The organism is Pseudomonas sp. P97.38 (assembly GCF_001269745.1).
Classification (GTDB): Bacteria; Pseudomonadota; Gammaproteobacteria; order Pseudomonadales; family Pseudomonadaceae; genus Aquipseudomonas; species Aquipseudomonas chlororaphis_E.
In genome coordinates, this window is record NZ_LHVJ01000021.1 from 73,451 (window position 1) to 98,054 (window position 24,604).

23 protein-coding genes, 1 pseudogene and 1 riboswitch are annotated in these 24,604 nt (G+C 60.6%); of the genes and pseudogenes, 16 read left to right on the forward strand and 8 right to left on the reverse strand.

Translation table 11 applies throughout. The features are described 5' to 3' along the window. Nucleotides 1-16 precede the first annotated feature (16 nt). The gene (locus AD664_RS17200) at nt 17-334 is read right to left on the reverse strand and encodes a helix-turn-helix transcriptional regulator (protein ID WP_053148127.1); all 318 of its coding nucleotides are present in this window, start codon (nt 332-334) and stop codon (nt 17-19) included. Nucleotides 335-592: 258 nt separating this feature from the next. Beyond that, nucleotides 593-1,582 carry a hypothetical protein gene (locus AD664_RS17205; protein ID WP_053148129.1) on the reverse strand — a complete coding sequence of 330 codons (990 nt, stop codon included), beginning with the start codon at nt 1,580-1,582 and terminating at the stop codon, nt 593-595. Between the two features lie 166 nt (nt 1,583-1,748). On the opposite strand from AD664_RS17205, the gene AD664_RS17210 reads away from it, so the two are divergent. Next, nucleotides 1,749-1,916 carry a type II toxin-antitoxin system Phd/YefM family antitoxin gene (locus AD664_RS17210; protein WP_218187110.1) on the forward strand — a complete coding sequence of 56 codons (168 nt, stop codon included), beginning with the start codon at nt 1,749-1,751 and terminating at the stop codon, nt 1,914-1,916. Nucleotides 1,917-2,071: 155 nt separating this feature from the next. After that, nucleotides 2,072-2,419: a helix-turn-helix domain-containing protein gene (locus AD664_RS17215; RefSeq protein ID WP_083454216.1), complete on the forward strand. Its 348-nt coding sequence runs from the start codon at nt 2,072-2,074 to the stop codon at nt 2,417-2,419. 109 nt (nt 2,420-2,528) lie between these two features. Here AD664_RS17215 and AD664_RS17220 read toward each other — a convergent pair whose 3' ends face one another. From AD664_RS17220 to AD664_RS17235, 5 genes and pseudogenes are all read right to left on the reverse strand, one after another. Next, entirely contained in the window at nt 2,529-2,687 is a 159-nt protein-coding gene (locus AD664_RS17220; RefSeq protein WP_053148131.1) for a hypothetical protein, read from the reverse strand. Nucleotides 2,688-2,790: 103 nt separating this feature from the next. Continuing rightward, complete coding sequence (locus AD664_RS17225) at nt 2,791-3,504, reverse strand: HNH endonuclease (RefSeq protein ID WP_053148133.1); 714 nt, start codon at nt 3,502-3,504, stop codon at nt 2,791-2,793. Between the two features lie 102 nt (nt 3,505-3,606). After that, nucleotides 3,607-4,141 (reverse strand): annotated as a pseudogene (locus AD664_RS27925) (Bro-N domain-containing protein). Nucleotides 4,142-4,528: 387 nt separating this feature from the next. Beyond that, nucleotides 4,529-5,776 carry a ribonucleotide-diphosphate reductase subunit beta gene (locus tag AD664_RS17230; RefSeq protein WP_042732385.1) on the reverse strand — a complete coding sequence of 416 codons (1,248 nt, stop codon included), beginning with the start codon at nt 5,774-5,776 and terminating at the stop codon, nt 4,529-4,531. A gap of 497 nt (nt 5,777-6,273) precedes the next feature. Beyond that, entirely contained in the window at nt 6,274-6,537 is a 264-nt protein-coding gene (locus AD664_RS17235; protein WP_053148135.1) for a DUF2790 domain-containing protein, read from the reverse strand. Nucleotides 6,538-6,965: 428 nt separating this feature from the next. Between AD664_RS17235 and acs the strand changes: the two genes are divergently transcribed. The 13 genes from acs (at nt 6,966) to astE (ending at nt 22,106) form a co-directional block, all read left to right on the forward strand. Next, nucleotides 6,966-8,921: an acetate--CoA ligase gene (gene acs / locus AD664_RS17240; protein ID WP_042732387.1), complete on the forward strand. Its 1,956-nt coding sequence runs from the start codon at nt 6,966-6,968 to the stop codon at nt 8,919-8,921. Nucleotides 8,922-9,690: 769 nt separating this feature from the next. Next, entirely contained in the window at nt 9,691-10,464 is a 774-nt protein-coding gene (locus AD664_RS17245) for an ABC transporter substrate-binding protein (protein ID WP_053148138.1), read from the forward strand. Between the two features lie 90 nt (nt 10,465-10,554). Next, the gene (locus tag AD664_RS17250) at nt 10,555-11,244 is read left to right on the forward strand and encodes an ABC transporter permease (RefSeq protein ID WP_053148139.1); all 690 of its coding nucleotides are present in this window, start codon (nt 10,555-10,557) and stop codon (nt 11,242-11,244) included. Then, nucleotides 11,241-11,939 carry an ABC transporter permease gene (locus AD664_RS17255; RefSeq protein ID WP_042732893.1) on the forward strand — a complete coding sequence of 233 codons (699 nt, stop codon included), beginning with the start codon at nt 11,241-11,243 and terminating at the stop codon, nt 11,937-11,939. The genes AD664_RS17250 and AD664_RS17255 overlap by 4 nt, the downstream gene beginning before the upstream one ends. A gap of 56 nt (nt 11,940-11,995) precedes the next feature. Further along, on the forward strand, nt 11,996-12,760 hold the full coding sequence (locus tag AD664_RS17260; RefSeq protein WP_042732894.1) for an ABC transporter ATP-binding protein: 765 nt from the start codon (nt 11,996-11,998) through the stop codon (nt 12,758-12,760). Between the two features lie 113 nt (nt 12,761-12,873). Further along, nucleotides 12,874-13,854 (forward strand): transcriptional regulator ArgR, encoded by a 981-nt coding sequence (gene argR / locus AD664_RS17265; RefSeq protein WP_042732895.1) that lies wholly within the window; start codon nt 12,874-12,876, stop codon nt 13,852-13,854. 410 nt (nt 13,855-14,264) lie between these two features. Continuing rightward, nucleotides 14,265-15,485, forward strand: a complete 1,221-nt coding sequence (locus tag AD664_RS17270) for an aspartate aminotransferase family protein (RefSeq protein WP_053148140.1) — start codon at nt 14,265-14,267, stop codon at nt 15,483-15,485. Nucleotides 15,486-15,697: 212 nt separating this feature from the next. Continuing rightward, nucleotides 15,698-16,717, forward strand: a complete 1,020-nt coding sequence (gene aruF, locus AD664_RS17275; RefSeq protein ID WP_042728518.1) for an arginine/ornithine succinyltransferase subunit alpha — start codon at nt 15,698-15,700, stop codon at nt 16,715-16,717. A gap of 43 nt (nt 16,718-16,760) precedes the next feature. Continuing rightward, nucleotides 16,761-17,786, forward strand: a complete 1,026-nt coding sequence (gene astA / locus AD664_RS17280) for an arginine N-succinyltransferase (protein ID WP_053148141.1) — start codon at nt 16,761-16,763, stop codon at nt 17,784-17,786. After that, the gene (gene astD, locus AD664_RS17285) at nt 17,783-19,252 is read left to right on the forward strand and encodes a succinylglutamate-semialdehyde dehydrogenase (protein WP_172679739.1); all 1,470 of its coding nucleotides are present in this window, start codon (nt 17,783-17,785) and stop codon (nt 19,250-19,252) included. The genes astA and astD overlap by 4 nt, the downstream gene beginning before the upstream one ends. Before the next feature lie 130 nt (nt 19,253-19,382). After that, nucleotides 19,383-20,729 (forward strand): N-succinylarginine dihydrolase, encoded by a 1,347-nt coding sequence (astB, locus tag AD664_RS17290; protein WP_042728515.1) that lies wholly within the window; start codon nt 19,383-19,385, stop codon nt 20,727-20,729. Between the two features lie 69 nt (nt 20,730-20,798). Continuing rightward, nucleotides 20,799-21,086, forward strand: coding sequence for a hypothetical protein (locus AD664_RS17295; RefSeq protein ID WP_042728514.1), 288 nt, complete (start codon nt 20,799-20,801; stop codon nt 21,084-21,086). A gap of 12 nt (nt 21,087-21,098) precedes the next feature. Continuing rightward, the gene (gene astE, locus AD664_RS17300; RefSeq protein ID WP_053148143.1) at nt 21,099-22,106 is read left to right on the forward strand and encodes a succinylglutamate desuccinylase; all 1,008 of its coding nucleotides are present in this window, start codon (nt 21,099-21,101) and stop codon (nt 22,104-22,106) included. Between the two features lie 262 nt (nt 22,107-22,368). On the opposite strand, the gene AD664_RS17305 is transcribed toward astE, so the two are convergent. Continuing rightward, the gene (locus AD664_RS17305; protein WP_053148144.1) at nt 22,369-22,875 is read right to left on the reverse strand and encodes a 6,7-dimethyl-8-ribityllumazine synthase; all 507 of its coding nucleotides are present in this window, start codon (nt 22,873-22,875) and stop codon (nt 22,369-22,371) included. 100 nt (nt 22,876-22,975) lie between these two features. Further along, a riboswitch (FMN riboswitch) is annotated at nt 22,976-23,143 on the reverse strand. Nucleotides 23,144-23,477: 334 nt separating this feature from the next. On the opposite strand from AD664_RS17305, the gene ltaE reads away from it, so the two are divergent. Next, nucleotides 23,478-24,482 carry a low-specificity L-threonine aldolase gene (gene ltaE / locus AD664_RS17310; RefSeq protein WP_053148145.1) on the forward strand — a complete coding sequence of 335 codons (1,005 nt, stop codon included), beginning with the start codon at nt 23,478-23,480 and terminating at the stop codon, nt 24,480-24,482. Nucleotides 24,483-24,604 lie beyond the last annotated feature (122 nt).

The window sequence follows — 24,604 nt, forward strand, 5'->3', positions numbered from 1 at the left end:
CGCCGCAGCGGCCCGGCTATTCGATCATCGCGTAGTCGGCCCGTCCCATCGGGTCGGGTGTAGCACCCTTGATGTTCATGCCACGCCCCGGTGCAAACCCAGGGAAGAACACCAGGCCTTCGGCTTCAAGGCGAAACGCCAGCGCCAGTCGGGTTACATCGAGCAGTTCACCCCCGGCTTCGAAGCGTTGGATGGCGAGTACCGAGACGCCCGACTGCCGGGACAACTCCTCGACACTCCACCCCAGCATGGCGCGGGCTTGTGCGCTGTGGGCAGGGGTGAATTGATAGACAGCGATGCGTTCCAGGGTGGTTTTGAGTGCGAGAGAGGCCATGGGGTGCTCCAAAGCAGTGGATTCAAAATACTGTGTTTTTGTACAGTTGTTTTGAAGCCGGATCAATCTCATTTTTTTGATGGGTGACCAGTGGTCGGCTTCAGCCAAGCGCTCGGTGTTTCTGAGCGAGCGTTCAGAAAGCCCGTGAACGACGGATGGAAGTGAAGCGGGAGATGTGTGCGTTTGAGCGGCAGCTTGCCCAAGATGGACTATGAACTAGAACACCGGCGCGTGTAGGGTTGCTGTCAGCCCAAGAGACTAGTTGTCGGCCAACCCTGGCGCCTCACGGATAATGAAGTGGTCCAGATTCTCAATCTGGGCACTGAACACCCCGAACGTCTGTTCGGGGTTTTTCTTGCTCGCCACCTGTTTTAGCTCTGGCGTCACGCCATAGAAGAAGCAATACAGATCCCGCTCGCTCTCGGCGGCATGCTTGATCTCTTGCAGAAACGCCTTGCGCTTGCGGTAGCTGTCGATCAGCTTCTTACTCAGGTAAACGTTGACCGAATAAGGCTTTTTCTTCGCCTCGCCCGGTAGCTGGGTCCAGACCTTTTGCTCGAAGTCCACGCGAAAACTGGCGCTGTGATAATCCTCGATCTTCTTGATCTTTCCCCAGTAGATCAGCCCCTTGTTATCCAGTAAGTATTCGATCTTCTTGAAGAACGATGCATAGGGCGCCGTGTGCTCGCCAATCTTCAACGGCATGCGCTTGAGCAGGTCCTTGTCGGCAAAGTTCGAGACAAAACATTCCACTGGATGGGCGAATACATGGGTCTTGTCCGGCGCTGAATCACGGTTCGGGTGCTCGACTTTATTGCCGGCTGAAGGCACTCGCTCCTCGCGCATGACGTCTGCCGCCACTGCCGGGCTGGACGGCTTACGCAGATACTCACGCCGAGTCAGCAACAACTCCGAAGGGAAGTGTTCCTCCCGACCGTCATCCAATTGCGCAGCATCTGCCTCCAGGCCAGTAGTCGGAGTTTTCAGACTGGCATAAGGACAACCCTCGATATGCCGCGTGCTGGGAATGTTCTTGAAGTGCGGCGTGCGCACGTAGTTCACATTCTTGGCATTGAACGTCCCCAATACATTCGCTGCATCGAACGCCGCCCGACAGGTGTCGTTTGGGCACTGGAACTGTTCCTTCGCGGAATCGAAATTCACCGTCTCGTCAAAATTCAGATCGCGCACGTCATAGATCGACAGCTTGTCGTCGAGGCTGCGGCAGTAGGCGAGGTCGAATTTCATGAGGGGCTCGGGTCCTTGAGTGGGGGGAGGGTATTAATAGCGGGTGGTGGGGTGGGTTGCACTGAATGTTTTTAATGCAGCGCAAAAACGTCAGGCGGTCAGCCCGAGCGTGCCTATCGAAAATATTCTGCTCAGGTTAACTTGGCTAATCCGATGGAGGTGTTAGATGAGTGAGCGGGTGCAAGTGAACATGCACGAGGCAAAGTCCATCCTCTCCCAACTGGCTGAGCGTGCATGGTGTGGCGACAAGGTGATGATCACCAAGGGCGGCAGGCCTTATTTGGACCTGCTGCTCATGTCGATTCATCTCGGGTGCGCAAACCTGGGCGGTTGAAGGGGAAGATTTGGATATCTACTGATTTTGACCACCCTACCGAAGATATATGGTAGTCGGCATTATAATGCCGGACATGAGTGCGAATGTTCAGGTAACCGGAATTATATTGCTGGGAATGGGTGACTGTTGCTTATGGTTGAACGAGAATTTCGATGAATGAGAACCCTGGCGAACGGCGCAAGATGCTCCTTGAAGACATTGCGACTCAGCATGCAATGGGCAACGAAACCCTGGGAACCGCTGTTCGCCGGCTACGGCTTGAGGTAACCGGTCTGGATCAGGACACCTTTGCGCTGATGTGCAAGATGTCGACCAAAGCCCTGTATCAGATCGAGAAGGACAAGGGTAATCCGACCCTAAGCACCATCGAATCCATCTTGCGGAAATTCGGTCTTCGCCTGGGACTGACCGCAGCGCTCCAAACCATTTATGCGCCGCCTAAACCGCACAAGCCCGCCGCTAACGCGCCGATTCGTGGGGCTAAGCCTCGGCGCAAGTAGGCGGGTTGAGCTCCGCAGAGTGGCTGCTCTGCGAGCCAATTGAGCGGCCAAGGATGGCGACAAGGGCCAATAGGTGAGTAAAGGCCCCTTCCTCATCTACTAGCCAGCTTTACTCAATCTGAGCAGGCGGGATTTCAACAGGCTCCTCACCAATGCAGGCTTCGTCGAACTCGCCCATGGTGACCTCGTCGATAGCGCCGATCTTCAGCAGCGCTTCAGCCGAGCTGTGAATCGACTCGAAGGCCGCACTTTTAAACTCGTTAGCCATTAAATATCTCCAGTAGAAGTTGGACTGGAGCCTTGCTCCATCCCCGTGGCGAGGGAGCTTGCTCCCGCTGGGCTGCGAAGCAGACCCGTTTAACTAAATGTCGTCACTCAACAACCAGCCGCCCAACCCTCTCATACAACGACAAGGTGAACGCCTCTCGATCACTGGCAAGGTGACACCGCCGATGGCAGTTCGGACACAACGCAACGGCATTAGTAATACTGTCCGACCCTTGCTGCGCCAAATGCTTCACATGATGCACCTCAAGGAACGGCAACCCATCCACCTCGAACGGTGCCTTCTGGCCGCAACCTTCGCAAACACCTTTTGCCAACTCTGCAACCCACGCCCGAACTTTCGGATCCCGAACGTAAGCCGTCGTAGTCGTGCTGACTTGCGCCGGATTGGGATTCCCTGATGGTTCGACCTTGAGTCCGTTCTTTTGCAACTTCGAGGCTCGGCTGATCAAGGTTCGCTGATCAGATGTCGGAGCAACTTCATCAGCGCTGGGTATCACCTTGTTGGCAAGCACCTTACGAATTCGCTGAGCTACACCCGCGCCAATGTTCTTAGCGGGCATGTAGCCGCTGATGCGCCGCAAACCCATCTGTTCCAACACCGCCGAGATATTTTGCATGCGGTATTCCACCGATGAGGCACTGCGCTTGTTCAGCGGTCCATCACGCAAAAGCTGGTTCTCAACCGACTTCTTGAATGTCTGACCGCTTAGCTCGCGGGCGAGCATCATCAAGTACGCATCGACCGACGCCTCAAGCTCGTCATCGCTCCAGCCACTTTTTTCAGTTGGTGTGTCCATACAGCCGCCGAGGGTTGAAAACCCTCGGACGATACTGACTGGCCATTACCCCTGTCTACGAAAATTCCTACAGAAAAGGCAGAGTCTTCTCTCGGAATGCTCCTAGGAAACCGAATGCCCAGACACATGAAATACCTCAAGCAATCTACGCCACCACGGCTTGATCGATCTCGCCCGGCCTCGCGTCCGATTGAGCAATAGACATGGCATGTCCCGAAGTCGAATCCAGCCGTCGTTTTGCCAATGCAGCAGACTCATGGACATCTCCGGCCAATCCAAAACACTCAGCATGGGCCGGTCGGTATCGCTTGGTGCCTGCGCGTCTCGCATTGCCGGTACCACTTGATGCGTCAGCCACTCGCGTAACAAGCGATTCCCTGGTGCGTAGTGGTAAACCAATAATGCATAGACACCGGACTCGCTGAGCATCAGCCGTTTTTCAGGCTGGCCGTGGTAGCGGATTAACAGAACTGTGTCGTTGGTCCTCGTCCAGTTTGCTGACCATGCGGTCGTTCAGATGCACGCCCATCAACCGCCCAAGGTCGCGAGCGCAGAACCAAGGTTGGTTTTCTAGGAGGAGTGCGTGAAGGTGGCGGTTGTGGCGGGTGAAAACTGCCGGAATGTAGGCTTCATGCATGATCTCCGAGGTATGCGGAGAACAGGAAGGCTTCTTTGTGAGCATAACGACCTCTACGTATGAAGTTAGCGGCGGGAGCCCGACGTAGAGGATGTAAGAAAATCCCAACAAGCTGTTGCTCTGCACAGAATGCATAGGTCTTTAGACCGTACGCGGTTCTCTGTTCGGCGATCAGCTACTACGTTGGGCGTTTCTTAGGCACCTGCGACTAAGATAGGTAACGAGGCGATACGGCGTCAATACGGAACTATTCTGGGTTTTTCGTAGGGTAAAGGTGGTGTGCCTGCTCCAGAGTTAAACGCGGTTGTGGTTCTGCTGAATGCAAAAAACCCCGCTTTCACGGGGTTTTTAGTCGAGCGTCAAATGACAGGTTCAACTTAGGATTTATCAATCCCAGCTCAACGCCCCACCCGTCTGATACTCGATCACGCGCGTCTCAAAGAAATTCTTCTCTTTCTTCAAGTCCATGATCTCGCTCATCCAAGGGAACGGATTAGTCGTGCCTGGATACTCTTCTTTCAGACCAATCTGCGACAGGCGACGGTTAGCGATGAACTTCAGATAGTCCTCCATCATCGCCGCGTTCATGCCCAACACCCCACGAGGCATGGTGTCACGGGCGTATTCGATTTCCAGTTGAGTGCCTTGCAGGATCATCTGGGTCGCTTCTTCCTTCATTTCAGCATCCCACAGGTGTGGGTTTTCGATCTTGATCTGGTTGATCACGTCGATGCCGAAGTTCAGGTGCATGGATTCGTCGCGCAGGATGTATTGGAACTGCTCGGCGACGCCGGTCATTTTGTTGCGGCGGCCCATGGAGAGGATCTGGGTGAAGCCGCAGTAGAAGAAGATGCCTTCCAGGACGCAGTAGTAGGCGATCAGGTTGCGCAGCAGCTCTTTGTCGGTTTCCGGGGTGCCGGTTTCGAACTTCGGATCGGAGATCGAGCGGGTGTACTTCAGGCCCCAGGCGGCTTTTTTCGCGACCGATGGGATCTCGTGGTACATGTTGAAGATCTCGCCTTCATCCATGGCCAGCGATTCGATGCAGTACTGGTAGGCGTGGGTGTGGATCGCCTCTTCGAACGCCTGGCGCAGGATGTACTGGCGGCATTCCGGGTTGGTGATCAGGCGGTACACGGCCAGGACCAGGTTGTTGGCCACCAGGGAGTCGGCGGTGGAGAAGAAGCCCAGGTTGCGCATCACGATGCGGCGTTCGTCGTCGGTCAGGCCTTCCGGGTTTTTCCAGAGGGCGATGTCGGCGGTCATGTTGACTTCTTGCGGCATCCAATGGTTTGCGCAGCCGTCCAGGTACTTCTGCCAGGCCCAGTCGTATTTGAAGGGCACCAGCTGGTTGAGGTCGGCGCGGCAGTTGATCATGCGCTTTTCATCGACGGCGACACGGGCGGAGGCGCCTTCGAGTTCGGCGAGGCCTTCGGCGATGTCGAGTTTGTCGAGGGCGGCCTTGGCGCGAATGATCGCGGCCGAGTCGCTGGCCGTCACGGCGCGGGCTTCGAGCGCGGCGGCACCGCCGGCGCTGTCGAGGCGGTCCATGTTGGCTTCAGAAGCGTGGCCGGCATTGGCGCTTTTTACAGCGACTTCGCCGTCTTCTTTGTCGAATTCGTCCCAGCTCAGCATGACGTGTCGTCTCCTGCGTGAGGGCCAGCAACCCGGGGGAGGTCGGCTGGCGGCGGTGGATCTTGGAAAAATCGTTTGTTGCAGCTGACGCAGGCAATAAACAGAAAAATGTACGGGTCGTGCTGAAGCGGCGGTGAACGCGAAGAGGTCGTGGGTCTTGGCGTGGGCTTCAGGCTGGCTTGATCCCCTGTAAGGGAATATTGCAGGCCCGTTTAAGGCGGCATTATAAGGACTTTTTTGCCTACGTGGTGCGGCGAAATCGCCCACGGAGGCGCTGACGGACGGTACATCCGCGTTGGAGCGAGGGTTTACAAGGCTTTGGCCGGATCCGGCTGCCGAAGATTTTTTTTGCCTGGATCGGATGGCAGGCTTTTTTGCTCAAAAAATGAGCTGTTTTTACCTTTTTACACTATATGTTGTGTTTGATAAGGGTTTTCGGCGGCTCCAGACACAACCAGGCCCGATCGAAATCGGGCCCTGGAAAATACCGGTAGTGATCAGCCGTTGGAGCAACCGTTGCCCATCACGCTGTAGCGCAGGATGTGGCGCTGGCCCTTGGAGTCGTCATAGACCATCTTCGCCGGGACCACTTCGCAGACATTCGGGATCTCGCTCATGGAAATGACTTTGGCGATGTCCAGGTGGGTGGAGTAGGTGTACTCCTCAACGGCGGGTTTTTGCTGGGCGACATCGCTCGGGGCCTCGTCTGCCATCGCGCTGGCGCACAGGCTGCCGAGGACCAGAACCCATAAAGCTTTCATCTGATTTCACCTTTTTTGAGGTCGAGTGGGGTCACGCAACCTTTTTGGGGTTGCGTGTGGAGCAAGTATTGGAAGTTTGATCAACGGCCTTCGTGGGGGCTGTGTTGCGTCAATCGTGTTTGCCGGTTGGCGGGGTTGATTCTAGAGGGGAGGGGTGGCTGCAAACAGACTGGGTTTTGATAAAGACTTTTGGTCGATTTGGTAATAATCGACTGGCGTTGGAGGTTGGCTGTTGGATCTGTTCTGGCTGTGCTGTTGTCTTCGCGAGCAAGCCCGCTCCCACAGGGAATGGGCTGTGAAAGTGGTCTTGCACGTTAGTACCGACATTTTGTAGGGACTTGTTACTACCATCGTCGAATGGTTCTATAGGCCCGCCCCAGGCTACAACGGGACCATACAAAAACAACTATGTCACCGAGGTAAGAAACATGAGTGCGGCTTCTCTGTATCCCGTTCGCCCCGAGGTTGCGGCCAGTACGTTGACTGACGAGGCGACCTACAAGGCGATGTACCAGCAGTCAGTCGTCAACCCGGATGGCTTCTGGCGCGAGCAGGCCAAGCGCCTGGACTGGATCAAGCCCTTCACCACGGTGAAGCAGACGTCCTTTGACGATCACCATGTCGACATCAAGTGGTTTGCCGATGGCACCTTGAACGTTTCCTACAACTGCCTCGACCGGCACCTGGCCGAGCGTGGCGACCAGGTCGCGATCATCTGGGAGGGCGATGACCCGTCCGAGAGTCGCAACATCACCTATCGCGAGCTGCATGAAGAAGTCTGCAAGTTCGCCAACGCCCTGCGTGGCCAGGACGTGCACCGCGGCGACGTGGTGACCATCTACATGCCGATGATCCCGGAAGCCGTGGTCGCCATGCTGGCCTGTGCCCGGATCGGCGCGATCCACTCGGTGGTGTTCGGTGGCTTCTCCCCCGAGGCCCTGGCCGGCCGGATCATCGACTGTAAATCCAAAGTGGTGATCACCGCCGACGAAGGCATTCGCGCCGGTAAGAAGATCCCGCTCAAGGCCAACGTCGACGACGCGCTGACCAACCCGGAAACCAGCAGCATCCAGAAAGTCATCGTGTGCAAGCGCACGGCGGGCAACATCAAGTGGAACCAGCACCGGGACATCTGGTACGAAGACCTGATGAAAGTCGCCGGCACCGTGTGCGCGCCGAAGGAAATGGGCGCCGAAGAAGCGCTGTTCATCCTCTACACCTCCGGCTCCACCGGCAAGCCCAAGGGCGTGCAACACACCACGGCCGGCTACCTGCTCTACGCGGCCCTGACCCACGAACGCGTGTTCGACTACAAGCCGGGCGAAGTCTACTGGTGCACCGCCGACGTCGGTTGGGTCACCGGCCACAGCTACATCGTCTATGGTCCGCTGGCCAATGGCGCGACCACGGTGCTGTTCGAAGGCGTACCGAACTACCCGGACATCACTCGGGTGGCCAAGGTCATCGACAAGCACAAGGTCAGTATCCTCTACACCGCGCCGACCGCGATCCGCGCGATGATGGCGTCGGGCACCGCCGCCGTCGAAGGCGCCGATGGCAGCAGCCTGCGCCTGTTGGGGTCGGTGGGTGAGCCGATCAACCCGGAAGCGTGGGACTGGTACTACAAGAATGTCGGCAAGGAACGTTGCCCGATCGTCGACACCTGGTGGCAAACCGAGACCGGTGGCGTGCTGATCAGTCCGTTGCCGGGCGCCACGGCGTTGAAACCGGGCTCGGCCACTCGTCCATTCTTCGGCGTGGTGCCGGCGCTGGTGGACAACCTCGGCAACCTGATCGAAGGCGCCGCCGAAGGCAACCTGGTGATCCTCGATTCGTGGCCAGGCCAGGCGCGCACGCTGTACGGCGACCACGACCGCTTCGTTGACACCTACTTCAAGACCTTCAGTGGCATGTACTTCACCGGTGACGGTGCGCGTCGCGACGAGGACGGCTACTACTGGATCACCGGTCGCGTGGACGACGTGCTCAACGTGTCCGGCCACCGCATGGGCACCGCCGAGATCGAAAGCGCCATGGTCGCCCACCCGAAAGTCGCCGAAGCGGCGGTGGTGGGTGTGCCGCACGACATCAAGGGGCAGGGCATCTACGTCTACGTGACCCTCAATGCGGGCGAGGAAAGCAGCGAGGCCCTGCGCCTGGAGTTGAAGAACTGGGTGCGCAAGGAAATCGGTCCGATCGCCTCGCCAGATGTCATCCAGTGGGCACCGGGCCTGCCGAAAACCCGCTCCGGCAAGATCATGCGCCGCATCCTGCGCAAGATCGCCACGGCGGAATACGACGCGCTGGGTGACATTTCCACCCTGGCCGACCCAGGCGTGGTGGCGCACCTGATCGAGACGCACAAGACCATGAACGTCGCCTGACGGCGGATTGTGACCTCAAGAAGCCCCGCCTGGCATTTGCCTGGCGGGGCTTTTTTGTGCGCGTCGCATGGCCTTTGTGGCGAGGGATTTATCCCCGCTGGGCTGCGAAGCAGCCCCAAGATCCCTGACTCATTCTTCCTGATACACCAAGTTGCCTGGTTTTAGGGCTGCTTCGCAGCCCAACGGGGATAAATCCCCTCGCCACAGGTTGGGTGTTCGAAAGGCCGCGGTGCCTGGCTTTGGGGCTGCTTCGCAACCCAGCGGGAGCAAGCTCCCTCGCCACGGGGTCGGCGAATGAATAAATATCGGCGTTTGAAGTAGGAGATGTCTGAACGTTACCGATGTTTCGAAATGTGTAACCAAAGGCGCCAAGCCGAGGCAATGGGAAACGCCGAGCCCTGTTCCAGGGCATTTTCAGCCCATGTATAAAATTAGCCGACACGCTGTGCTTGCCGGATTAGAAGGGTTTGCGAATAATGGGCCCGCAATTTGCAGCATAGATCGGTTTCCCTTCTTTTGCTCTTGCATGAATTTGCGGGGCTGTCAATGTCCTTGAAAGGCTTTCTCGGTGCTTCTGTAATTTGTTGTCGCATTGAAGAAATATCGGCCTCGGGCCTGTCGTTAGAATGCCGATCACTCGCTCGTCGTGGCGTGCGTTGAATAAAACGCTCGCTTCCTAGGACGCAGCACCGGAATTCGTTTCACTCATTCGCATATTGGGCTGTTGCTCACTCTGCCGTTTTTTGCCCTTTACCGATGGAGTTCCAAGATGAAGAAACTCGTGCTGCTTGGCGCCCTGGCACTGTCCGTGCTGTCCCTGCCGACATTCGCTGATGAAAAGCCCCTGAAGATCGGTATCGAGGCGGCGTACCCTCCGTTTGCCTCCAAAGCCCCGGACGGCAGCATCGTCGGTTTCGACTATGACATCGGCAATGCGCTGTGCGAAGAAATGAAGGTCAAGTGCCAGTGGGTCGAGCAAGAGTTCGACGGCCTGATCCCGGCGCTCAAGGTCCGCAAGATCGACGCGATCCTGTCGTCCATGTCGATCACCGAAGACCGCAAGAAATCCGTTGATTTCACCAACAAGTACTACAACACCCCGGCCCGCCTGGTCATGAAGGCCGGCACCCAGGTCAGCGAAGGCCTGACCGAGCTCAAGGGCAAGAACATCGGTGTGCAGCGCGGTTCGATCCACGAGCGTTTCGCCCGTGAAGTCCTGGCCCCGCTGGGTGCCGAGATCAAGCCGTACGGCTCGCAGAACGAAATCTACCTGGATGTCGCTGCCGGTCGTCTCGACGGCACCGTGGCCGACGCTACGCTGCTGGATGACGGCTTCCTGAAGACCGACGCCGGCAAGGGCTTCGCGTTCGTCGGTCCGGCCTTCACCGATGAGAAGTATTTCGGTGACGGCATCGGTATCGCGGTGCGCAAGGGCGACGCCCTGAAAGACAAGATCAACAGTGCGATTGCCGCCATTCGCGAGAACGGCAAGTACAAGCAGATCCAGGACAAGTACTTCACCTTCGATATCTACGGCAAGTAACACCGTCCCGCCACTCGTGAGAAATGGCGCAAGCACCAGGATCCCTGCGGTTTGCGCCATTTTTTCATCCCATTTTCGAGGACCTGAATCATGTTGAAAGGCTACGGGGCTGTCATCCTCGATGGCGCATGGTTGACGCTTCAGCTCGCCTTGTCGTCCATGGCCCTGGCCATCGTCCTGGGGCTGATCGGTGTCGCGTTGCGTCTTTCGCCGGTGCGCTGGCTGGCGTGGCTGGGCGACCTGTATTCCACGGTCATTCGCGGCATTCCCGACCTGGTGCTGATCCTGCTGATTTTCTACGGCGGCCAGGACCTGCTCAATCGCGTGGCGCCGATGCTCGGTTATGACGATTACATCGACCTCAACCCGCTGGCGGCCGGCATCGGCACCCTGGGGTTCATCTTCGGTGCGTACCTGTCGGAAACCTTTCGCGGCGCGTTCATGGCCATCCCCAAGGGGCAGGCCGAGGCGGGCATGGCGTATGGCATGAGCGGCTTGCAGGTGTTCTTCCGGGTGATGGTGCCGCAGATGATTCGCCTGGCCATTCCCGGCTTCACCAACAACTGGCTGGTGTTGACCAAGGCGACCGCGCTGATTTCGGTGGTGGGCCTGCAAGACATGATGTTCAAGGCCAAGCAAGCGGCGGATGCCACTCGCGAGCCTTTCACCTTCTTCCTGGCGGTGGCGGCGATGTACCTGGTGATCACCAGCGTCTCGTTGCTGGCACTGCGTCACCTTGAGAAGCGCTACTCGGTAGGCGTAAGGGCGGCTGATCTATGATCTTCGACTACAACGTCATCTATGAAGCCTTGCCGCTGTATTTCAGTGGCTTGCTGACCACCCTCAAGCTGCTGGCGCTGTCGTTGTTCTTCGGCCTGCTGGCGGCGCTGCCCCTGGGGCTGATGCGGGTGTCCAAGCAGCCGGTCGTGAACATGAGTGCCTGGCTCTACACCTACGTGATTCGCGGCACACCGATGCTGGTGCAACTGTTCCTGATCTACTACGGCCTGGCGCAGTTCGAGTTCGTGCGCGAGAGCTTCCTCTGGCCTTGGCTGTCCAGTGCGACCTTCTGTGCGTGCCTGGCGTTCGCCATCAACACCAGTGCCTACACCGCCGAGATCATCGCCGGCAGCCTGCGGGCCACGCCCAACGGTGAAATCGAAGCGGCCAAGGCCATGGGCATGTCGCGCTTCACGCTGTATCGCCGGATCCTGCTGCCGTCGGCCCTGCGCCGGGCGCTGCCGCAATACAGCAACGAAGTGATCATGATGCTGCAGACCACCAGCCTGGCGTCCATCGTGACCCTGATCGACATCACGGGCGCCGCGCGCACGGTCAATGCGCAGTATTACCTGCCGTTCGAGGCCTACATCACGGCCGGCGTCTTCTACCTGTGCCTGACCTTCATCCTGGTGCGCCTGTTCAAACTGGCCGAACGCCGCTGGCTGGTTTACCTGGCCCCGCGCAAGCACTGATAACGCATCGATCCGATCGACTGCTCAACGACTGACGTTTTGTGAGAACCGACCGCATGTACAAGCTTGAAGTCCAAGACCTGCATAAACGCTATGGCAGTCACGAAGTGCTCAAGGGCGTGTCCTTGAAGGCTGCCGCTGGCGATGTGATCAGCATCATCGGCTCCAGTGGCTCCGGCAAGAGCACGTTCCTGCGTTGCATCAACCTGCTTGAGCAACCCCATGCCGGCAAGATCCTGCTCAACAACGAAGAGTTGAAGCTGGTGGCGGGCAAGGATGGCGCGATGAAGGCCGCGGACCCCAAGCAACTGCAACGCATGCGTTCGCGGCTGTCGATGGTGTTCCAGCATTTCAACCTGTGGTCGCACATGACCGCCCTGGAAAACATCATGGAAGCGCCGGTGCATGTGCTGGGCGTTGCCAAGGCTGAGGCCCGCGAGAAGGCCGAGCACTACCTGAACAAAGTGGGCGTGGCCCATCGCAAGGACGCCTACCCGGGCCACATGTCCGGCGGCGAACAACAGCGCGTGGCGATTGCCCGGGCGCTGGCGATGGAGCCTGAAGTGATGCTGTTCGATGAGCCGACATCGGCCCTCGACCCGGAGCTGGTGGGCGATGTGCTCAAGGTGATGCAGGCCCTGGCCCAGGAAGGGCGGACCATGGTGGTGGTGACCCACGAAATGGGCTTTGCCCGCGAAGTGTCGAACCAGTTGGTGTTCCTGCACAAGGGTATCGTCGAAGAGCGCGGTAACCCGCGTGAAGTGCTGGTCAATCCGCAATCGGAGCGCCTGCAGCAATTTCTTTCGGGCAGCCTCAAGTAATCGCTCCCGTTTCGCACCCGATTTAGGTCATGCTGCGCACCGCGCGCCAGATGGTCTAACTTGGTTGCAGCCGCTTCTGGCTTTAACACTGTTTTCGCTTTGGATTGCCCGCCATGACCGCCCATCGAATTGGTTTCCTGATTTGGCCCAGCACGAAAGCCTTGACGCTGGCGCTGGCCGAGGAGGCCTTGCGTGTTGCCCAGCGGGTGCATCCAGAGGTGGTCTACGAGCTCTCGTTCCTGCAGGCCGAGCCGGCGGTCGAAGGCGCCTGGCAATTGCCCGGCGAACCCTGGGCCGGCAAGCTCGAAGGCTTCCAGAAGCTGTTCCTGTTGGCCGATGAGCCGCCGACGGTGCTCGCCTCTTCCCTGGGCAGCGCCCTCAAGCAATTGGTGCGGGCCGGGTGCGTGATCGGTGGCTTGTCCGCCGGTGTCTATCCCCTGGCCCAGTTGGGGCTGCTCGACGGTTACCGCGCTGCCGTGCACTGGCGCTGGCAGGATGATTTCTCCGAACGTTTTCCCAAGGTCATTGCCACCAGCCATCTGTTCGACTGGGACCGCGATCGCCTGACCGCCTGCGGCGGCATGTCGGTGCTCGACCTGCTGTTGGCGGTGCTGGCCCGGGACCACGGCGCGGAACTGGCCGGTGCGGTGTCGGAAGAGCTGGTGGTCGAGCGCATCCGCGAGGGTGGCGAGCGCCAGCGCATCCCGTTGCAGAACCGCCTCGGTTCCAGTCACCCGAAGCTCACCCAGGCGGTGTTGCTGATGGAGGCGAACATCGAAGAGCCGCTGACCACCGACGAAATCGCCCAGCATGTGTGCGTGTCCCGCCGGCAACTGGAGCGGATCTTCAAGCAGTACCTCAACCGCGTACCCAGCCAGTACTACCTGGAGCTGCGCCTGAACAAGGCCCGGCAGATGCTGATGCAAACCAGCAAATCCATCATCCAGATCGGCTTGTCCTGCGGGTTCTCCTCGGGCCCGCATTTCTCCAGCGCCTACCGCAACTTCTTCGGCGCGACCCCCCGCGAAGACCGCAACCAGCGACGCAGCAGCAGCCCGTTCGAACTCTCCTCGGTGCCGTCCGAACGGGGCTAGGGCAGATGAGGCTCCTGTGGTAAGGCAACTTACCTGTGGCGAGGGAGCTTGCTCCCGCTGGGCCGCGAAGCGGACCCAAACGGTAACTTCGGTGCGTCAGATTGAACGGCTGGCTTTTCTGGGGGACGCTGCGCGCCCCAGCGGGAGCAAGCTCCCTCGCCACGGATAACTCTTCTCGAGTTCCAGTTGTGTCTGGCAGCGGAAATGTGGAAGCGAGTGCCTCAAACCCCCTGGCAACGTTTAAACTGCGCCTTTGCGACGCAATTTGTCGCATTGCCGTAAACCCGCTGAAAACGTGGGTTGGCGCTATAAGAAGTTGTCGCTTGGCGACAAGGCCGGGCTGAAAACTGTCCTTACAATCCCTTCATCGCTCGCCATTCCAGGCGAGTGTTTCTCTTCAGGAGACTCCGATGTCCGTTGAGCAAGCCGCGGTACAACGCGCCGATTTTGACCAGGTCATGGTGCCCAACTATGCCCCAGCTGCCTTCATACCTGTGCGTGGCGCCGGTTCGCGCGTGTGGGACCAGTCTGGTCGCGAGCTGATCGACTTTGCCGGCGGTATCGCAGTCAACGTGCTGGGGCATGCCCACCCGGCGCTGGTCGGTGCACTGACCGAGCAGGCCAACAAGCTGTGGCACGTGTCCAACGTATTCACCAATGAGCCGGCCCTGCGCCTGGCCCACAAGCTGATCGACGCGACCTTCGCCGAGCGCGCGTTTTTCTGCAACTCCGGCGCCGAAGCCAACGAGGCCGCCTTCAAGCTGGCCCGTCGCGTGGCGTTCGATCGCTATGGCAGCGAGAAGTACGAAATCATCGCCGCACTCAACAGCTTCCATGGCCGCACGCTGTTTACCGTCAACGTCGGCGGGCAGTCGAAGTACTCCGACGGTTTCGGGCCTAAAATCACCGGCATCACCCACGTTCCCTATAACGACCTGGCCGCATTGAAAGCGGCTGTTTCGGACAAGACCTGCGCCGTGGTGCTGGAGCCGATCCAGGGCGAGGGCGGTGTGCTGCCGGCCGAGCTGGCCTACCTGCAAGGCGCCCGCGAGCTGTGCGATGCGCACAATGCACTGCTGGTGTTCGACGAAGTGCAGACCGGCATGGGCCGCAGCGGCGAGCTGTTCGCCTACATGCACTACGGCGTGATCCCGGACATCCTCACCAGCGCCAAGAGCCTGGGCGGTGGTTTCCCGATCGCGGCGATGCTCACCACCGAGGCGCTGGCCAAGCACCTGGTGGTTGGCACCCACGGCACCACCTACGGTGGCAACCCGTTGGCGTGCGCGGTGGCCGAAGCGGTGATCGACGTGGTCAACACCCCGCAGGTGCTCGGCGGCGTCAAGGCCAAGCATGACAAGTTCAAGACCCGCCTGGAGCAGATCGGCCAGAAGTACGGCCTGTTCACCCAGGTGCGCGGTCTGGGCCTGTTGATCGGCTGCGTGCTGAACGATGCCTGGAAAGGCAAGGCCAAGGACATCTTCAACGCCGCCGAACAGGAAGGCCTGATGATCCTGCAAGCCGGCCCGGACGTGATTCGTTTCGCCCCGAGCCTGGTGGTGGAAGACGCCGACATCGACGCCGGCCTGGACCGTTTCGAGAAGGCTGCGGCGAAGCTGACCCAGGCTTGATCCATTTCAGCTGAACCGGGTCCACTGTGGGAGCGAGCTTGCTCGCGAAAGCGGTGGTCCTGCTTGCATCAATGTTGAATGTGCCACCGCCATCGCGAGCAAGCTCGCTCCCACAGAGGGCGGTGGTCACAGACGGGCAGTAAACCCGGTATTTTTTCTTGTGTATCGATCCTTTCGGTCGAACCCTTTATTTCAAGTTAAGGAGTGACACCATGCTGGTGATGCGCCCCGCGCAAATGGCTGATCTGGGCGAGGTACAGCGTCTGGCTGCGGACAGTCCGATCGGTGTCACCTCCTTGCCGGATGACGTGGAACGCTTGAGCGACAAGATCGCCGCGAGCGAAGCCTCGTTTGCCGCCGAAGTCAGTTTCAACGGCGAGGAGAGCTATTTCTTTGTCCTTGAAGACACCGCCACCGGCAAGTTGGCGGGTTGTTCGGCGATCGTCGCGTCGGCGGGCTATTCCGAACCGTTCTACAGCTTTCGCAACGAAACCTTCGTCCACGCCTCCCGTGAGCTGAAGATCCACAACAAGATCCACGTGCTCTCCCAGTGCCACGACCTGACCGGCAACAGCCTGCTGACCAGCTTCTACGTGGTCCCGGAACTGGTCGGCTCGCCGTGGTCGGAACTCAACTCCCGTGGCCGCCTGCTGTTCGTCGCCAGCCACCCGGAGCGCTTCGCCGATTCGGTGGTGACCGAGATCGTCGGCTACAGCGACGAGAACGGTGATTCGCCGTTCTGGGACGCCATCGGGCGCAATTTCTTCGACCTCAACTACGCCGCCGCCGAGCGTCTGTGCGGGCTGAAAAGCCGCACCTTCCTCGCCGAGCTGATGCCCCATTACCCGATCTACGTGCCGCTGTTGCCGGACGCCGCCCAGGAAGCCATGGGCCAGGTCCACCCGCGCGCGCAGATCACCTTCGACATCCTGATGCGCGAGGGTTTCGAGACCGATCACTACATCGACATCTTCGATGGCGGCCCGACCCTGCACGCCCGTGTCTCGGGGATCCGCTCGATTGCCCAGAGCCGCGTGGTGCCGGTCAAGATCGGCGAACCGGTCAAGGGCGCCGGCCGGCAATACCTGGTGGCCAATGCCCTGTTGCAGGATTACCGCGCCGTGCTGCTGGAGCTGGATTACGCGCCGGGCAAGCCTGTGACGCTGGACATGGAAGCGGCCGAGGCCCTGGGTGTCGGCGAAGGTGCCAGCGTACGCCTGGTGGCGGTTTAATGAGTTTCGCGGGTGGCGTGAGCGGCCCGTCTGAGGAGATAGCATGATCGTTCGTCCCGTACGCAGCAGCGATTTACCCGCTCTGATCGCCCTGGCCCGTAGCACCGGCACCGGCCTGACCACCTTGCCGGCCAACGAAGAGCGCCTGGCCCATCGGGTCGGCTGGGCCGAGAAGACCTTTCGCGGTGAGGCCGGGCGCGGTGACGCGGACTATCTGTTCGTGCTCGAGGACGACGACGGCCGGGTGGTGGGGATTTCCGCCATCGCCGGGGCCGTGGGGCTGCGTGAGCCCTGGTACAACTTCCGGGTCGGCCTGACGGTCAGCGCTTCCCAGGAGTTGAACATCTACCGGGAGATCCCGACGCTGTTCCTGGCCAACGACCTGACCGGCAATTCCGAACTGTGCTCGCTGTTCCTGCACGCCGACTATCGCACGGGCCTCAACGGCCGCCTGCTGGCCAAGGCGCGGCTGCTGTTCATTGCCGAATTCGCGCATCTGTTCGGCAGCAAGATCATCGCCGAAATGCGTGGCATGTCCGACGACCACGGCCGCTCGCCGTTCTGGGAAAGCCTGGGCCGGCACTTCTTCAAGATGGAATTCAGCCAGGCCGACTACCTGACCGGGGTGGGCAACAAGGCGTTCATCGCCGAACTGATGCCCAAGTTCCCGCTCTACACCTGCTTCCTGTCCGAAGACGCTCGGGCCGTGATTGGCCAGGTGCATCCGGACACGGAGCCGGCGCTGTCGATGCTCAAGAGCGAAGGCTTCAGTTACCAGGGCTACGTCGACATTTTCGACGCCGGCCCGGCCGTGGAATGCGAGACCGGCAAGATCCGCGCGATTCGCGACAGCCAGGCGCTGGTGCTCGCCATCGGCACCCCGGGCGATGACGCCACGCCGTTCCTCATCCATAACCGCAAGCGCGAAGACTGCCGCATCACGGCAGCCCCGGCGCGCTTCGCCGCGGGCACCCTGGTGGTCGATCCGCTGACCGCCAAACGCCTTCAACTCAACGCCGGCGACCAGGTACGTGCCGTTGCGTTGTCCGCTGCTCGGGAGTCGAAATAATGAATTCGCTGTACATCGCAGGCAGTTGGCTGGAAGGCCAGGGTGACGTCTTCGAGTCGTTGAACCCGGTGACCCAGCAGGTGTTGTGGGCAGGCAAGGGCGCCACGGCGGCGCAAGTGGAGTCAGCCGTGCAGGCGGCGCGCCAGGCGTTCCCGGAGTGGGCCCGGCGTTCGCTGGATGAGCGCATCCAGGTGTTGGAAGTCTTTGCCGCGACCCTGAAAAATCGCGCCGACGAACTGGCCCGCTGCATCGGTGAAGAAACGGGCAAGCCGTTGTGGGAAGCGGCCACCGAAGTCACCAGCATGGTCAACAAGGTGGCGATCTCGATCCAGAGCTACCGTGAGCGCACCGGGGAAAAGAGCGCCCCCCTGGGCGATGCCACGGCCGTGCTGCGGCACAAGCCTCACGGCGTGGTGGCGGTGTTCGGCCCGTACAATTTCCCCGGTCACCTGCCGAACGGGCACATCGTGCCGGCACTGCTGGCGGGCAACAGCGTGCTGTTCAAGCCCAGTGAGCTGACGCCGAAAGTCGCCGAGCTGACGGTCCAGTGCTGGGTCGAGGCCGGCCTGCCGGCGGGCGTGCTGAACCTGCTGCAAGGTGCGCGGGAAACCGGCATCGCCCTGGCGGCGAACCCGGGCATCGACGGGTTGTTTTTCACCGGTTCGAGCCGCACTGGCAATCTGCTGCATCAACAATTCTCCGGGCGCCCGGACAAGATCCTGGCGCTGGAAATGGGCGGTAACAACCCGCTGGTGGTGGACGAGGTGGCGGACGTCGAGGCGGCGGTCTACACCATCATCCAGTCGGCCTTCATTTCTGCCGGGCAGCGCTGCACCTGCGCGCGCCGCCTGCTGGTGCCGGAAGGCGCCTGGGGCGATGCGTTGCTGGCGCGCCTGGTGGCGGTCAGCGCGGCCCTGCAGGTGGGGGCCTTCGACCAGCAACCGGCGCCGTTCATGGGCTCGGTGATTTCCCTCGGCGCCGCGAAAGCGCTGATGGATGCGCAGAACCACCTGCTGGGCAAGGGCGCCGTGCCGCTGCTGGCCATGACCCAGCCCCAGGCCCAGGCGGCCTTGCTGACCCCAGGCATCCTCGACGTGACGGCCGTGGCCGAGCGTCCGGACGAAGAGCTGTTCGGGCCGTTGCTGCAAGTGATTCGCTACGCGGATTTCCCCGCGGCGATCGCCGAGGCCAACAACACGCAATATGGCCTGGCCGCCGGGTTGCTGTCGGACTCGGAGGCACGTTACCAGCAGTTCTGGCTGCAAAGCCGTGCCGGTATCGTCAACTGGAACAAACAACTGACCGGCGCCGCCAGCAGCGCGCCGTTCGGCGGTGTGGGTGCTTCGGGCAACCATCGCGCCAGTGCTTACTACGCGGCCGATTATTGCGCATACCCGGTGGCATCCCTGGAAACGCCGAGCCTCGTCATGCCGGCTGCCCTGACCCCCGGCGTGAGAATGGTGTGAACCCCGATCGCGAGCAAGCTCGCTCCCACAAGGACAGTGCAAGGCCCTGTGGGAGCGAGCTTGCTCGCGATAGCCGCGCCGCGGTTGTTATTTGATGCCTATAAAAACAGATTCTCGTGGAGCCTCGCTGATGAAATCCTATGAAGTCAACTTTGACGGTCTAGTGGGGCCGACCCATAACTACGGCGGGCTCTCGTACGGCAACGTCGCGTCCCAGAGCAACAGCCAGCAGTCCTCCAACCCCAAGGAAGCGGCGTTGCAGGGCCTTTCGAAGATGAAGGCGCTGATGGACATGGGCTTTACGCAAGGCGTGCTGGCGCCGCAAGAACGTCCAGACGTGGCTGCTCTGCGTCGGTTGGGCTTTGCTGGCAGCGATGCCCAGGTCATCCAGCAGGCGGCGAAGGAAGCGATGCCCCTGTTGGTCGCCAGTTGCTCGGCTTCCAGCATGTGGGTGGCCAACGCCGCCACCGTCAGCCCGAGTGCCGACACTGCTGACGGGCGCGTGCATTTCACCGCCGCCAACCTGAACTGCAAGTACCACCGCAGCATCGAGCACCCCACCACCAGTCGCGTGCTGGGCGCGATGTTCGCCGACCAGAAACACTTCGCCCATCACGCCGCCTTACCGGCGGTGGCGCAGTTCGGCGATGAAGGCGCCGCCAACCACACGCGTTTCTGCCGCGCCTACGGCGAAGCCGGCGTGGAGTTCTTCGTGTTCGGCCGCAGCGCCTTCGACATGCGTTACCCGGCCCCGCAGAAGTACCCGGCGCGCCAGACACTCGAAGCGTCCCGCGCCGTCGCGCGCCTGCACGGGCTGAGCGAGGACGGTGTGGTGTATGCACAACAGAACCCGTCGGTGATCGACCAGGGCGTGTTTCACAACGACGTGATCGCGGTCGGCAACGGCGAAGTGCTGTTCTACCACGAGGATGCCTTCCTTGAGACTGACAAGCTGCTGGCCGAGCTGGGCGACAAGCTCGCCAAGGTCGGCGGGAAGTTCCAGGCCGTGTGCGTGCCGCGTTCGGCGGTGACGGTCGATGATGCGGTCCGTTCCTACTTGTTCAACAGCCAACTGCTGTCGCGTGCCGATGGCTCGATGCTGTTGATCGTGCCGGAAGAATGCCGCAGCAACGAGCGCGTCTGGCAGTACCTGCAAGGCTTGCTGGCCTCGGGCGGGGTGATCCGCGAAGTGAAGGTCTTCGACCTTAAGCAAAGCATGCAGAACGGCGGTGGCCCAGCGTGCCTGAGGTTGCGCGTGGCGCTCAATGAAACCGAGCTGGCGGCCGTCAACCCAGGGGTTATCATGACCGCGCCGCTGTACGAGTCACTGACTCAATGGGTCGAGCGGCACTACCGCGACCGCATGACCGAAAACGACCTGGCAGACCCGCAGTTGCTGCTCGAATGCCGTGCGGCACTGGATGAACTGACACAAATCCTTAAACTTGGCGCGGTTTATCCTTTCCAGATCAATTGAAAGCGCGCGCGACCTGACTACAGTCAAAGCAGGGCGCGTTGCCTTATCCCCAGACGAGAACGTAAAAACATGAGCGATGGCCTGCAGCTGATTCTTGAAGACACCGATGGCACCCAACTGGAAACCTCCTGCACCCGCGTCGCGGTGATGTGGCAAGGCAAGGAGCTGTGGATCCAGCAGGACGGCCGCGGCCAGTTGCTGATCGGCGTGGACGTCGAGGAAGGGGACGAGGAATACGCCAACCTGTTGTTGCGTCCATTGGCGACCAACCTGGTCAGCCTGCAACTGGAAATGGAACCGGCGGACGTCGGCGACGATGACCATGTCCATGGCCCGGATTGCGGCCACGACCATTAAGGAAACCGCGCTATGCTCGCCCTCGGCAAACTGCTTGAACTGACCCTCGCCGGCCGTGAACCGGCGGAGAAGACTCAACTGACAGTCGAAGGCGTACGGATGCGCTGGTTGAGCGAAGGCGCGCTGGAGGTCAAGCCGCCCGAAGCCCGGGATAACGGCCTGGACCTGCTGCTGTCGGCCGGTATCCATGGCAACGAGACCGCGCCGATCGAGTTGCTCGATCGCTTGCTGCATGACATCGCCCGTGGAGTCCTCAAGCCCCGGGCACGCATTCTGTTCCTGTTCGGCAACCCCGAGGCCATTCGGCGGGGCGAGCGTTTCGTCGAGCAGGACGTCAACCGGCTGTTCAACGGGCGTCACGAACTGAGCGGCGGCCCCGAGGCGTTGCGCGCCTGCGAACTGGAGCGACTGGCCGCCAGTTTCTTCAATCGCCCGGAACGCAGTCGCTTGCACTATGACCTGCACACCGCCATCCGCGGCTCGAAAATCGAGCAGTTTGCCCTGTACCCGTGGAAGGAGGGTCGCCCGCACTCACGCCGTGAACTGGCGCGCCTGCGGGCGGCGGGGATGGAGGCGGTGCTGTTGCAGAACAAACCTTCCATCGTCTTCAGCGCCTACACCTACGAACAGCTGGGTGCCGAGTCTTTCACCCTGGAGCTGGGCAAGGCGCGGCCATTCGGGCAGAACGACGGTGTCAACGTCAGCCAGCTGGAAACCCGCTTGCAACAGATCATCGAAGGCAACGAGCCGGAGCTGGATGACGGGCTCGACGGCTTGCAACTGTTCAATGTGGCGCGGGAAATCATCAAGCACAGCGACAATTTCCGCCTGAATCTGCCGGCGGACATCGAGAACTTCTCGGAACTGGAAAAAGGCTATGTGCTGGCCGAAGACATCGCCCAGACCCGCTGGGTGATCGAGGAGGAGGGCGCCCGCATCATCTTCCCCAACCCCAAGGTCAAGAACGGCTTGCGGGCCGGGATCCTGATCGTGCCGGCGACTGACGAGAACCTGGCCTGACCTGGTTCTCGGGCCCGACACAAACCCCCTGTGGGAGCGAGCTTGCTCGCGAAAGCGGTATGACAGCAACATTTTAGTTGGCTGACACAACGCCTTCGCGGGCAAGCCCGCTCCCACAGTTGTTTTTGTGGTGACTGCGATATCTGCGGCAAGCAGAAACCCTGTGGGAGCGGGCTTGCCCGCGAAGGCGTCAGGTCAGCCACCTGTGCAGCGGCTGACACACCGTTTTCGCGAGCAAGCTCGCTCCCACAGGAAGGGGTCGTCAGATCGCTACCGCACGCGGCTCGGTGCGACGCAATGCCCGGGTCTTGTGCAGGGTGTCGGCGCAGGTCTTCGCGGCTTCCTGGCCCTTGTGCACGAAATGTTCGAAGAAGAACTTCTGGTGCTCTTCCCCGGCGTGGAAGTGATGCGGCGTCAGCACCACCGAGAACACCGGCACTTCGGTTTCCAGTTGAACCTGCATCAGGCCGCTGATCACCGATTGGGCAACGAACTCATGGCGATAGATACCGCCATCCACCACCAGGCCGGCGGCGACGATGCCGGCGTAGCGGCCCGACTTGGCCAGCAGCTTGGCGTGCAGCGGGATTTCAAAGGCGCCGCCGACTTCGAAGAAGTCGATATCGCTTTCCTGATAGCCCTGGTTGATCATTTCAGCGACGAAGCCGTTGCGGCTCTGGTCGACGATTTCCTTGTGCCAGCAGGCCTGGATGAACGCGACGCGCTCGCCCGAGTGTTTGGTTTTGCTATCGATTGCAGTGGGTTGCATGTTCTGGTTCCTGTTTGTGTGAAAAACAGGGCGTCATGAATCGAAGGGGATTCGAGGGTACGCCGCGAACAGACGGTCGCAAGCGGCCCTTGGGTGTCAATCCCGTTCTCTCTTCATCCGGACTATGACCGTCGGCCCCGGAATCACACCGGGTCTGCTGACCTTGCCGTCACACCGCAGAAGCCGTGTATCGCCAAGCGCTCGCGGGCTATGCACCTTGCGTGCAATTACCGCCGGTGGGGAGTTACACCCCGCCCTGAGAACGTTTGTGCCGCCACGCTGTGTGGCGGCGAACGATTTTTAACACATATCCTCTTGTGGGGGCGAGCGGTGGGAGCAAAGTTTGCTCGCGGTGGCGTCGGGTCAGTCACACCAATACTGCCTGGCACGACGTCTCTGTGGCGAGGGAGCTTGCTCCCGCTGGACTGCGAAGCAGGCCCATTCCTGGCAGTTGCTGCGCACTGGAGCGCCAGCCCGGCCGAGCGGGAGCAAACGCCCTCACCACGGAATTTCCTGCGCCCAGCCTTGATTATTTCCCACCATGACCGCAGTAATTGCCCTTCGAAAGGGAATTCCCGCCACCAGAACCCGAGGCCAGATTCATGAGTGTTATCGATCTTCGCAGTGACACGGTCACCCAACCTTCCGCCGGCATGCTCGATGCCATGGCCAGCGCACCGACCGGCGACGATGTGTATGGCGAAGACCCGACCGTCAACCGCCTCGAAGCCGAACTTGCCGGGCGCCTGGGCTTTGCGGCGGCACTGTTCGTACCCAGCGGCACCATGAGCAACCTGCTGGGATTGATGGCCCACTGCGAACGCGGCGATGAGTACATCGTCGGCCAACAGGCCCACACTTATAAATACGAAGGCGGCGGGGCGGCGGTGCTCGGGTCGATCCAGCCGCAGCCGCTTGAAGTGCAAGCCGATGGCTCCCTGGACCTGGCCCAGGTGGCTGCGGCCATCAAGCCCGACGACTTCCACTTCGCCCGGACCCGCCTGCTGGCCCTGGAAAACACCATGCAGGGCAAAGTGCTGCCGCTGGACTACCTGGCCCAGGCCCGGCGCTTCACCCGCGAGCACGGCCTGGCGCTGCACCTGGACGGCGCACGGTTGTACAACGCGGCGGTCAAGCTTGAGGTCGATGCGCGGGACATCACCCAGTATTTCGATTCGGTCTCGGTGTGCCTCTCCAAGGGCCTGGGCGCGCCCGTTGGCTCGGTCCTGTGCGGCAGTGTCGAGTTGATCGGCAAGGCGCGCCGGTTGCGCAAGATGGTTGGCGGCGCCATGCGCCAAGCCGGGATCCTGGCAGCGGCGGGGCTGTATGCCCTGGACCATCAGGTCCAGCGCCTGGCCGATGACCACGCCAACGCCCTGCGACTCGCCGAGGGCTTGCGCGCGGCGGGCTATGAGGTCGAGCCGGTACAGACCAACATGGTCTACGTGCAAATGGGCGAGCGCGCCGAGGCGCTCAAGGCGTTTACCGCCGAGCGGGGCATCAAGCTCAGTGCTGCGCCACGTTTGCGGATGGTGACTCACCTGGACGTCAGCGGTGCGCAAATCGACCAGGTGATCGCCACTTTCGTCGAATTTTCCGGCAACTGATCGCCCAAGCGAGCCAATTGACAGTTTCTATCGCATAACACGCTGTACCCCAGGCGAAGGGCCGATATAATGCGGCCCTTTGCCGTTGCTTCGTCTGTCGACGTTTTGCACAGGCCTTTGGC